Raw genomic sequence first — 9,931 nt, 5'->3', positions numbered from 1 at the left:
TGGTGTGAAAGGGATGCGATGGATGGAGGGTGGTATTAAAAAAAAGGTTCGTAATTGGTGAAGAGCAGAGGTAGGGTGAATTCTGCAACACTCTCCTCACGAGGATTTGGGTTATTCGAATGCAAAGACCCGCCGCTACACCAGCTATGGTATAACGGGCAACACTCTCCTCACGAGGATTTGGGTTATTCGAATGGGTTTGGGCAATCGCAATGCGCGCAGTTTCTTCATTGGCAACACTCTCCTCACGAGGATTTGGGTTATTCGAATAACATGAGCGCACGGTCGAGTCAGGCACGCGCTATCCCGCAACACTCTCCTCACGAGGATTTGGGTTATTCGAATCGACAGGGAGTGCCCAAGACGGCTTTGCGAAGCCAGAGGAGCAACACTCTCCTCACGAGGATTTGGGTTATTCGAATATACCCCAGTTTTCATGGCTTTGCAAGGCCCTAAAACGCGCGCTTTGCGCGGTCCGCCGCAAAATGCTAATTTTCAGGTGTTTTTGGCTCATAAAAACCAGCCTAAAAACGCGTTTTAGCCCATTCTAATGCGATCGTGCGGCTCATAAACACATTTATGCCCCTACATAGCGCTAAAACCACAAACGGCTCGCATAATGGAGCCGCTTGTGGGAGAGAAGAGAGAGGAGAAGGTTTGATTGCATTATACCATCATTCTGGCGTATGATCAGCAACGGTCATGGTTGTAATCAACGACATTGCTACATGGCCTTCAAGTACGCTCATCGCATGATTATGGTGAATCGAAACAACCGTATAGCCCGCCGCAAATTCTTGGCGTAAGCTTGCCTGAAGCTCAGCCATATTGAGCGCAATCAACGATTTAAGCAGCTCTTCCAACGATAGATTGATCGCCGCTGTGCTGGGCCGACTGGAAGCACTTGCTAAACTCTGCTCAGTAATCGGCAGCGAACGGACACTTGTCTCGGTAAACACATGCATTTTGCCTAACATTCAATGCTCCTATGCAGCAAATCAGGATTCATAGGGCTGCTGTAGCAACAATCGTTCCTAATAGCTCCGCACCCTCAACATTTATTGCAGGGCAAAATGCTCAGCATCAGCATGATCAGCTTGCTCACGATTGATCACCAAAAGCGGGTTTGGATCGTCAAGCGCAACCAAGATTGGAAAATAAACTTCCAGCACATCACCATTGGCAACCGGAGTATCAAAGCGTGGCTCGAAACAGCAGGGCAAGCCTTGCAGATCTTTCACTGGGCGATATTCAGCATTCGAAAAAACCAAAAGCGAGATTTGGGCTCCATCAAGCACTACCGGCTCAGGATTGGCTCTGCCATGAGTTATCTTTGCCCGAACTAAACCTACTTCATAGCCAGCAGGCGGCCCAGTATAAGCTGGGTCAAGCGTTGCAATGGTTGTCAAGGCTTGCGCACCCCGCACAAAATCGACAACTTCAAAAGCAAACGAAAGATTCGTGCTGGCCATCATCAGCATTTCACCCTTGGCAATTGGGTCGTTGGCCGCTCCAAAACTAAACGCATCCTCTAACTCAGCAGCATCAAGGTAGGTTACCGTCACCGCAACTGGCTGCTCGTTTGGGGCAACTGTAGCCGTCGGCATCGGAGCATTCATCGGCGATTGAGCCTGATTCCCGCCACAGGCCACCAGCGAACATCCAAGCAGCATTCCAAGCGTTAATTTGCGTACGCGCATAACTCCTCCTTACTTTCGAGCTTGCTGGCGATACGCAGCCATAACTGCAAAGGTTGCTTACGATTAATGCAACGCTCAATCCCGCATCCTATGCTACTCTATCGCCACGTGAACAACCCTAACAAGGAAGGATATTGTGCATGCGGCGTTTGAGTTTTTGGATTTTGCTTGGAATTTTAGCGGCATGTGGCAGCAGCACGCCCAGCGAGCCAAGCCAACAAGCACTTGCCCCCACCGCGATGGAGACTGCAACGGCTGCGCCCACCAATCCACCCCCACCAACCAACACCACGATTCCCACGGCAACCAAGGAGCCAAGCCCCACCCCAGAGCCAAAGCTCGAATTGGCGGTTGTTGGCGATATTATGCTGGCCCGTTCAATTGGTGAGCGCATTCTGAGCGATGGCCCCGAACCAGTGTTTGCTGGAGTCTACGCCGATTTAGTTAACGCCGATTTGACGATTGGCAACCTTGAAACCGCTGTTGCCGATACTGGCGAGCCTGCGCCCAAGGCCTATCGCTTCTTAGCGCCGCCAGAAAGCATCGATAGCCTCAGCCATGCCGGCTTCGATTTAGTTTCATTGGCCAATAATCATAGTTTGGATTGGGGCGAATCAGCGTTGAGCGAAACCATCGGCTTATTAAATCAAGCAAATATTGCCAATGTTGGGGCTGGCATGAATGCAGAACAAGCCTATCGCCCAGTGATTCTTGAAAAAAATGGCCTGCGCTTAGCGTTTTTAGCCTATGTCGATGTGCCAGTTGAAAATGGCGGCTTTGTGACCGAATCATGGACAGCAACCGCAGATCAAGCAGGCCTGGCATGGGCTGAGCCAGCAGGAATTGCCGCCGATGTTGCAGCAATTCGGCCAAGCGTTGACCATGTGATTATTTTGCTGCACAGTGGCTATGAGGGAGTGAATCAGCCAAACGAGATTCAGCGCAGCAACGCCTATGCAGCCTTAGAGGCAGGCGCAACATTGGTGCTTGGCGCGCATCCGCATGTGCTGCAAGGCTATGAAGCGCGGCCAAACGGCCAATTTATTGCTTGGAGCTTAGGCAATTTTGTCTTCGATGGCTTCGATGGTACGCCTAGCCTCGATAGCGCAATTCTGCATTTAACCCTCGATAAAAGCGGCGTAATCGGCTCGCGCTGGACTCCAGTGCGCTTGGTTGATGGCTATCCACAAGCGCTCGATCCAGCCAGCGACGGCGCATATATCATCGAAACCATTGAGCAGTTGAGTCAGTAGCGAGTAGGGGTCAGGGGCTAGGGGTCAGGGATCAGGCAAGCGCGAATGTTAATTGCCTACCTCCTGACTACTAGTCCCTCGCCCCTGACCTCTGACCCCTCGTTGCTAGCCCTTGCGGATTGCTTCGGCGCGGGTGACAAACTTATTGGCATACTCAGGATCATCAGTCCACGTATTGCTTAAACCAGCCAAAGTTTTGGCAACACCGCGCAGATTTGCGGGAATTTTGCCATGGCGTGGGTTGCGGGCCATCATATTTTTTTGGGTTTCGTTGGCTTCATCATCACGCAACGCCAAGGCCAATAATTGGCCAATATGCGCCTGCACCGCGCCATCCCACGTGCTGAACGAAAGCCCACCCTCTTGACGCACGCCCAAACCTGCTGGATTGCGCTTTGGCCGCGCAGCCCAGCCCGAGGTCAAGCCAGCGGTTTCAAAAATGCATTGCGCCGCTGCCAGAAACGGATCAAGCCCAACGCTGGGCGCATAGACCCAGTAATAGCCCATAATTGTTTCAACATCGTTCTTGTATTCTGAGTTTTGGGCCAAACTTTTACGAATAAAACCAATTGCTTTTTCGCGGCTGCCCGAAGGCGTAGCGCTCAACAACGGCGTGTTGGCAGTAATTGGGCTATCAACCAGCGGCACGCTTTGCACATTATTCAAACGATCAACTGCATTTTGAATTGTGCTGATGTAGTAGGCCTCGCTGATTGCAGCGCCTGGGCACGAGGGTTTGTTGTAATCGCGATGTGATGAAATGCCACCGCCAAATTTTTGATGACGAATCTCAAAGCTGTTCAATTTGCGTTTGAGCACCGCCACCGCATGGCCAACCAAGGCTGCAACCGGAGCCGACCATTGCGTATTTTCAAAATAGCCACACACTTCGATGCCAATTGAATATTGCAACGTGCCTTTGCTATCGCGATAGCCATTGCCTTGGGCCGCGTGAATCCCTTGGTCATACATCGGCGTGAAGAGCCAAATCCAGGTTTCATCAATAAACAGGTGCGGGCCACGATCCCAGCCAGCGCCAGTGCGATAATATTCGCGCAAGGTTTCAAGTTGTTTAAGCCGTTTGCGATAGATTTGGCCTTCGCTCAAGCCAGTTTCTTGGCTATCCCAGCGCCAGCCCGATGGATAGGGCGCGGCGGCGGTGCTTGGCACGGCAGTATGGTGCAACACAACAAAGTTGGGCGGAATTGCGCCAAAATCATAGCTATCAACATAATGGCTAAATTCTTCGGCTTTTAGACCCTGACCGATATACAAAAACTGTTCAACAGGCACAACTCCGCGCGTGCCTTCCTCGCTAAGCGTATCTTCATGCGGCATTGCATCTTTGGGATCAGGCAAATCAAACGGCGGTAGCGGCTCGTCGTGCAGCGGTTGGTTAGCATCAGTCATCGCTTGGTCTCCTTCGCACAAAACACCGAGAACAGCCCAATTATATAATTCGAGCTAGCTCGTTGGCTAGCAATAATTATCCACTTAGTTACCCTTGGATCTATACATTCTCGCCAGCATACCATGTTCAATCCATCAAATGCTTGCAATCCTTACATCCAAATTTAGGGGGTGCAGGGGGATTAAAGCCCCCTGCGTTTCCCGCCTTGAGGCGGGACGGAAGGGTGGTGAACCGATTACCGATAAATGATCAAGTGTCGAAACACTCGATTAATTGCCAACATACAAACTTGTTAGGGTGAAGAGGAACAACACACCTGCAATGTAGCTATTGACATTAAAAAAGGCAATATCAATTTTGGAAAGATCGCGTGGGTTGATTAAGCTGTGTTCGTAGACCAATAAACCTGCGGCAGCAGCAACCCCAACATAAAACGGCCAACTGAGGCTTAACAAAACCCCAACTGCCAAGAGCAAGCTAATCATGGCCACATGGCAAACTTTGGCCACCAACAGCGAGGTGGCAATGCTGAAGCGGGCTGGCAACGAGTGCAAGCCTTCCTTGCGATCAAAATCAACATCTTGGCAAGCATAAATCAAATCAAAGCCAGCAATCCAAATGCCAACTGCCGCTGCAAGTAAGATCATCGCAGGCCGAAAATGCGGATCAACCGCCAACCAACCACCAGCGGGCGCAATTGCATCGGTGAAGCCTAGGCCAAAGTGGCACAACCACGTAAAGCGCTTCATATACGAATAGCCACTTAACGCAATCACGGCAATCGGCGAGAGCAACAAACACAACGGATTGAGCAAGCCAGCAGCAACCACTAAAATGGCTAACGAAACCAAGCCAACAATCAAGACCGATTTGGCCGAAAGCGTGCCCGCAGGAATTGGGCGGATGCTAGTGCGCGGGTTTCGGGCATCAAAATGGCGGTCAAGGTAGCGATTGAACGACATTGCGGCGGTACGCGCTGCCACCATCGCCACGGTGACCAAAATCAGCGGTTGCCAACCAGGAAATTGCTTGTTGGCCAAAAACAGCCCCAAATAGGCGAAAGGTAAGGCAAAAACCGTGTGTTCAACCTTAATGTTGATCGCGGTTTGCTGCAAAGTGTGGCGTAAACTTGTCATGCTGCGTTTCCTATCGATGATAAACAAGAATCTGCTTGCATTATATAGCAGTCGCATGGCGCTGGTAATCCTACTTTGCGCTCGACATATGGGCTAGCGTAGCAGTTAATTAAACTTTGACTTTTATGCCAGCATTCCCTACAATGTGCCTTGTATCACAAACTGCTGGCAATGCTGCCTAAGCTAGACGACCGCCTCGTGTTCGACGTTGAATACGTTTGGACAGGGGCTTTTTTTGTTTGCGCCGAGGAGTGTACCCATGACGGTCTATAACTTCAATGCCGGTCCTGCGATTTTGCCACCCACTGTTTTGAGCCAAGCCCAAGAAGAGCTGCGCGATTTCGCGGGCACTGGGATTTCGGTGATGGAAACGAGCCATCGCTCAAAAGAATTCGAAGCGGTCAATAACGAGGTCGAAGCGCGGTTCAAGGCTTTGCTTGGGATTGAAAGTGGCTATCGGGTATTGTTGCTGCAAGGGGGAGCCAGCACCCAATTTGCCATGATTCCGCTCAATTTCTTGGATGCTGATGCGGTTGCCGATTATATTGTAACTGGCGTGTGGGCCGAAAAAGCCCGCGACGAAGCCCAAAAAATCGGCAAGGTGCATATTGTCGCCGACACCGCCGCCGATAAGCACAATCGGATTCCGACCCAAGCAGAGCTGCAATTTAGCGAAAACCCTGTGTATGTCCACTTGACCACCAACAACACGATTTATGGCACGCAATGGCAAACCATCCCCGAAACCAACGGCGTGCCGATTGTGGCCGATATGAGCAGCGACATTTTCTCGCGGCCTTTTGATGCCAGCAAATTTGGTTTGGTTTATGCAGGAGCGCAGAAAAACCTCGGCCCTTCGGGTGTCACCGTGGTTTTGATTCGCGAAGATTGGCTGGATAATGGCGCGAAGAATGTTCCCACCATGTTGCGCTACAGCACCCACGCCAAAAACAATTCACTTTACAACACTCCACCAACCTTTGGTGTATATATGCTCAACCTGGTTTTAGGCTGGATTCAAGAGCAAGGTGGATTGGCAGGTATGGCCGAATACAACACCCGCAAAGCCAACATCGTCTACAACGCAATCGACAATTCTGGCGGTTTCTATCGTGGCCATGCAGCTGCCGATAGCCGTTCGCAAATGAATGTTACCTTCAATCTGCCCAACCAAGAGCTTGAGAAGCAATTCTTGGCCGAAGCCAAAGCCCAAGGCATGCTTGGTTTGCCTGGTCACCGCTCGGTCGGCGGCGTGCGCGCCTCGATCTACAATGCAATGAGCATTGAAGGAGTCGAAACCTTGGCAAGCTTCATGGCTCACTTTGCCGCCAAACACGGCTAAATAATCTAAGCCCTCGGTTATGGCTTGGTGAGGCCAGCACCGAGGGCTTGCAAAGAACAGAGAGCAAAGAACATAGAGCATAGGAATTTAACCGCGAAGCGCACGAAGAGCGCGAAGGACGTTTTTAGCCACAGATTGGCACAGATTATTATGATTATGAGGCTATAGACTTTTGGCTATCGGCTATCGGATTCATCCCTCATCCTTCATCCTTCATAATTTCATTCCTCTGTGCCTTTGCGTTAAATGCTGATCCACGTAGGACACGAAGAGCACGAATGATTAATTTTCATCCCTCATCCTTTATTTCGCCACAGATTGACACAGATTATGATGATTAGGCTATGGACTTTTGGCTATCGGCTATCGGCTATCGGATTCATCCCTCATCCTTCATCCTTCATCCTTCATAATTTCGCAACTCTGTGCCTCTGCGCTAAAACTGTCCCCTGAATCCTAGCCCCTGATCCCTCTTTTTTGCCTTTGCTTGAAATCTTAAAAATATTCCGATAGCCAAGAGCCTATAGCCTGATCCTTTCATCCTTCATCCTTCATCCCTCATACTTACTATTGCTCGTTGGTATCTTTTTTGCTATAGTGGCCCATATTTCTAAAAAATCGGTTAATTGAGGTCGGTATATGCGTTCATTTGTGGTCTATATATTGCTCTTGGGGTTGGTGGCATGTGGCCAGCCCGACCAAGTTGCGACAACCCAACCAACATTGGGGCTGATTCTGAGCAACCCCAGCGCAACCCCATTTGCCAGCACGCCGACTGCAAGCGTGGTCAGTGGAGCGGCCAGCGCAACCCAAGCCGTTGGGGCAACGCCAAGTATTGCTGCCGACGATTGGCAAAGCCAATATCGCGCTTGGATTGAAGAAGCGCGCCAAACCCATCCGTATAGCGAAAGTAGCGAGCTTATGTGGAATGTGATGATCTGCGAATCGAGCGGAAATCCCACCATTCAAGGCCCAGGTGAGCTGATTGGTTTATTTCAATATCAGCCAAGCACCTGGGCTGGAGCGTGGAACCCATATCGCGATCAGCCAATTACTGATCCACGGGCGCAAATTTTTGCCACCGCCAAAGCCTGGCACGATGGCAATCAACAATGGTGGGGCGTGTGTCTCTAGTTATTCATCAAGGTTTCAACGGTATCGAACAAAATATCTAAGGTAAACGGCTTAAACAAAAATTGCCCATACAGTTGGGTCTGGTCACGGCAATCAACGGCGCTCATAAACACAAATGATGGTGAGGTTGCCCCGAATTCGCGTTGGACTAATTCAGCCATTTTGATGCCATCCATAAACGGCATCATCACATCGGTCAGCACCAGCGCTGGCTGAATTCGTTGAGCGGCTTCGAGACCACGGCGGCCATCATAGGCCACCTCGACCGTGTAACCTTCGTCTCGCAGGGCATCGGCGATCATGTCTGCGATTGAATCTTCATCATCAACGATCAATATCTGTTTTCCAGCAACCACACAAAGACTCCTTTTATCGCCGTGGGACATTCCAACGCCGATGATCGATGATCATCAGCGTTTGCTCCTCGGAATTATTGAAATTAATAGTAAACCAGACTAGCTAGCAAGAGTTAGACCAATAGGCCTCATGGCTCGATAGATTCAAGTGGTAGGCTCACGGTAAAGCAACTCCCACGACCCAAACCATCCGATTCAACCTTAATACTACCACCATGAGCACGAACTACTGCGCGAACTGTATAGAGACCAAGACCTGTGCCACCAACGCGTTGGGTATGGCGGCCTCTCGTAAAGCGCTCAAAAATTCGTTCTAGGTCTTGCGGGTCGATCCCCAAGCCAGAATCGCGAATGCTGAGCACCACCGTTTGGGCCTCAAGTGCGAGTTTCACAACCACGACTGTCTCATCGGCGCTATATTTCAGGGCATTATCGAGCAAATTCCAGATCACGCGCTCCATCCAAATTGGGTCGACGCGCAGTTTTGGCGCTGCATGCAGTTCCATCGCAATCCGCGGATTCGCCAAACCGCCATTGATGGTAGTGACTAATTGGTCCACCAAATCGCCAAAGTCCAGTAACGAAGGCGTAATCAACGTTTCGCCAGCGTTGATGCGGGCAACATCAACCAGCAACGAAAGATAATCGCGCATGCGATCGGATTGGGCAATAATCGATTGCAAGCGATTGAGTTCGCGCTCGCTGCGATTTTCGGTTTTAGCGCGGCGCAACAGCAAATCGGCACTACCACGGATGGTCGTCAACGGATTTTTCAAATCGTGGACGATAGTAGCAATGGCATTATCGCGATCACTTTCTTGCAATTTCCAGCCAGTAATATCTTGAAAGACGGCAACAGCACCAATCAAATTACCACGATTATCGTGAATTGGCGAGGTATTGGCCAAAATTGGAATTTCGCTGCCATCAGGGCGACGCAAAATCAATTCGTGCTTCAAAAATGGCTCGCCAGTTTTGAGCACCCGCGCAATCCCCGAATCGCCAGCAGACAGGCGTGTACCATCAGGTTTATGTAAACCAAAATGATTATAGCCAGCCACAGGCACAGCGTGCAGCGGGTGTTGCCACAATTGCTCAGCCTGGCGATTGGCCAAAATCAAACGCCCATCGGGAGCCAAACCAACCACCACACCTTCAGGCAAAACATCGATAATGCTTTGTAACAATGATTGATGCAGATCGCCAAAATTATCATGTTCATGCGGCTCGACATAGCTGGTGCGTAAACGCCCAATCCAGCCCTCAAGCAAGGCCTGAATAATCATCACTTGGGCTGGGCTAAACTTGTGAGCAGGATTGAACTTGACCGCGTAAAAGGCTTCATAGACAAAAATCAAGGTTGCTTGTTCGCCGTTCAAGGCCTGCTCAGCACTCATCATTTGGCCTGCTGGCTGGCCGCCTGCTGGAGTAACGCAGTGATATTCACCAGCAGCGGTGCGGCTCCAAATTGTTACCTCAACCTGAAAAGCAGCGCTGAGGGACTCGGCCAATGCAACCAACGATTGTGGCGCTTCGGTTGTAATACGGCGCGAAAAGTCTTCAATCATAGCCCATTCGCGACTGGTTATATTCATTCGG

Annotated in this window: 9 protein-coding genes and 1 CRISPR repeat array; of the genes, 3 read left to right on the top strand and 6 right to left on the bottom strand. The window is 50.4% G+C overall.

Features of this window, described 5'->3' with window-relative positions; translation table 11 throughout:
* Window positions 1-84: 84 nt before the first annotated feature.
* A CRISPR array of direct repeats spans window positions 85-422; the repeat unit is 37 nt; unit sequence GCAACACTCTCCTCACGAGGATTTGGGTTATTCGAAT.
* A 252-nt stretch (window positions 423-674) separates the two neighbouring features.
* Entirely contained in the window at window positions 675-977 is a 303-nt protein-coding gene (locus JOD20_RS25100) for a hypothetical protein (protein ID WP_204757914.1), read from the bottom strand.
* Between the two features lie 81 nt (window positions 978-1,058).
* Window positions 1,059-1,700 (bottom strand): hypothetical protein, encoded by a 642-nt coding sequence (locus tag JOD20_RS25095; RefSeq protein ID WP_204757913.1) that lies wholly within the window; start codon window positions 1,698-1,700, stop codon window positions 1,059-1,061.
* Window positions 1,701-1,840: 140 nt separating this feature from the next.
* On the opposite strand from JOD20_RS25095, the gene JOD20_RS25090 reads away from it, so the two are divergent.
* Window positions 1,841-2,953: a CapA family protein gene (locus tag JOD20_RS25090; protein ID WP_204757912.1), complete on the top strand. Its 1,113-nt coding sequence runs from the start codon at window positions 1,841-1,843 to the stop codon at window positions 2,951-2,953.
* Between the two features lie 105 nt (window positions 2,954-3,058).
* Here the strand turns inward: JOD20_RS25090 and JOD20_RS25085 are convergent, their stop codons facing one another.
* Both JOD20_RS25085 and JOD20_RS25080 read right to left on the bottom strand, forming a co-directional pair.
* Window positions 3,059-4,363 (bottom strand): peptidoglycan recognition protein family protein, encoded by a 1,305-nt coding sequence (locus JOD20_RS25085; RefSeq protein WP_204757911.1) that lies wholly within the window; start codon window positions 4,361-4,363, stop codon window positions 3,059-3,061.
* 270 nt (window positions 4,364-4,633) lie between these two features.
* A complete protein-coding gene (locus tag JOD20_RS25080; protein WP_204757910.1) occupies window positions 4,634-5,500 on the bottom strand; it encodes a 4-hydroxybenzoate octaprenyltransferase in 867 nt (288 codons plus the stop codon).
* A 259-nt stretch (window positions 5,501-5,759) separates the two neighbouring features.
* On the opposite strand from JOD20_RS25080, the gene serC reads away from it, so the two are divergent.
* Together serC and JOD20_RS25070 are read left to right on the top strand one after the other, a co-directional pair.
* Window positions 5,760-6,842 (top strand): 3-phosphoserine/phosphohydroxythreonine transaminase, encoded by a 1,083-nt coding sequence (gene serC / locus JOD20_RS25075; RefSeq protein ID WP_204757909.1) that lies wholly within the window; start codon window positions 5,760-5,762, stop codon window positions 6,840-6,842.
* A gap of 639 nt (window positions 6,843-7,481) precedes the next feature.
* Window positions 7,482-7,976 (top strand): lysozyme family protein, encoded by a 495-nt coding sequence (locus JOD20_RS25070; protein WP_204757908.1) that lies wholly within the window; start codon window positions 7,482-7,484, stop codon window positions 7,974-7,976.
* Here JOD20_RS25070 and JOD20_RS25065 read toward each other — a convergent pair.
* The gene (locus JOD20_RS25065; RefSeq protein ID WP_164689646.1) at window positions 7,973-8,332 is read right to left on the bottom strand and encodes a response regulator; all 360 of its coding nucleotides are present in this window, start codon (window positions 8,330-8,332) and stop codon (window positions 7,973-7,975) included. The genes JOD20_RS25070 and JOD20_RS25065 overlap by 4 nt on opposite strands.
* 128 nt (window positions 8,333-8,460) lie before the next feature.
* On the bottom strand, window positions 8,461-9,927 hold the full coding sequence (locus JOD20_RS25060) for a sensor histidine kinase (protein ID WP_204757907.1): 1,467 nt from the start codon (window positions 9,925-9,927) through the stop codon (window positions 8,461-8,463).
* Window positions 9,928-9,931: the final 4 nt, after the last annotated feature.

Source organism: Herpetosiphon giganteus (assembly GCF_016907925.1).
GTDB classification, from domain to species: domain Bacteria; phylum Chloroflexota; class Chloroflexia; order Chloroflexales; family Herpetosiphonaceae; genus Herpetosiphon; species Herpetosiphon giganteus.
This window is presented reverse-complemented; position numbering and strand designations above follow the sequence as displayed.